Annotated in this window: 1 protein-coding gene; it reads right to left on the minus strand. The window is 31.2% G+C overall.

All coding sequences use genetic code 11. From position 1 onward, the window contains the following. Positions 1-119: 119 nt before the first annotated feature. Positions 120-1373 carry a hypothetical protein gene (locus tag H3T57_RS09035; protein ID WP_155565199.1) on the minus strand — a complete coding sequence of 418 codons (1254 nt, stop codon included), beginning with the start codon at positions 1371-1373 and terminating at the stop codon, positions 120-122. Between the last annotated feature and the right edge of the window lie 120 nt (positions 1374-1493).

Below are 1493 nucleotides of genomic sequence, written 5' to 3' on the forward strand. Positions count from 1 at the left end.
TTTTTCAACGGTTGCCTTCGCTTTTTCAGGCGTTATGTTGCCTGCCACAACAATTGTTGTAAGGTCTGGACGAAAGGATTGCTGAATTTTTTCAGGTCAAAACCGGAAATTACTGATATTTAAATATTATATTTTTCTTTTCTCAATTTTACATATTCATTGATAAGTAATTCTGTATTCATATGAGATTCTTGTGAATAAAAACTTAAATGAGAGACAGTAAAATCGGAAAATAAAGCTGTTTTACGATTTAAATATTGTGGTGTATTGCTTGTTAAAATTTGTTCATCATCGCATTGAAAAGGCAACATCATAAAGCGTAAATCTCTTCCTTTCCAAGATATAAAATTAATTGATAACCTTTTGTCCCATTCTACAATTTTTGATGTTAAAGGTAGGGGCTTTCCACGATTTTTAATGAAATAAGAGTGCAGCTTTTCAGCTTTTTCTCCATTTTCCCATAAACTACCCTTAAAACCGTTAGGTGGAAGTTCAAATTCACCTACCTCATCAGGGATGGATAAATTCTCTTTTTGAAAATAGGCACATACGCCGTTGTTGACAACGTTTGCTGATAACAGGAAATATTCATCATTTCTTCGTCTGAATTCAATAAATTCTTTCAGTTTTTCAAGTTCAATATAAACTATATCATCATCACATTTCAGGAAAACATCATCTTTGAAAAGGTCAATTCTTGAAGCATAATATCGATAGGCATGATAATAGGGATAAGATTCGTTTAAGTTGCCTATGAATTGTTTTATTCTGTCATTGACATAACAGAACTCTAGCCATGCACCAAATCCGCCTTGCAAGTATAGTTTTGGTATATTGTCTCTATTAAGGAGGTTGAATGTTGGAAATTCATATCCGTTGATTGAAATATTTATGTCGTTATCACTTCCCCTGCTGATCGTGAGGATATTATCGCAGTAAGCGTTTAGGAGAGTGAAAAATTCTGTTTTAAAAATTTCCTCTGTATTGTCTCTATTATTGTCATATAAATTTTTTGAATCAACTCTTCTTATTTCCGAACCGGAGTTACCCCATCCACCTATGACAACCTCTGTAAATTTATCCTGGTTTTTTTCTACAAATGCTATATGAAGATCATTTGATATTCTTAAAGGAATGGTAAGTTTAGAATTTTTGGGTAAATCTTTATAAAATTGGTAACCGGCATTATCTTGCATATATGCTATTGGTCCGTAATTGTTTCTGACATATTCTTTATCAGTTTTATTACGGGTAAAATCCCATATATGCCATTCATCTAATAAATTATTGTTTAGTGCATATCGTATATATTGATTTAAATTTTCCATTCTGTCTTGACGACCGGCAAATGTAATTAAAATATTTTTTGACATATAAATTCCACTACTTAATTTTTATAAGATGAAGGGTAAAGATTATAATTTTTAATTCAAAATAACAACAATATATAATTTTATTTCTGGTTAATTGGCCCTTTGGTAATCTGGGCGAGA

The organism is Commensalibacter sp. W6292M3, assembly GCF_016101315.1.
Lineage (GTDB): Bacteria > Pseudomonadota > Alphaproteobacteria > Acetobacterales > Acetobacteraceae > Commensalibacter > Commensalibacter melissae.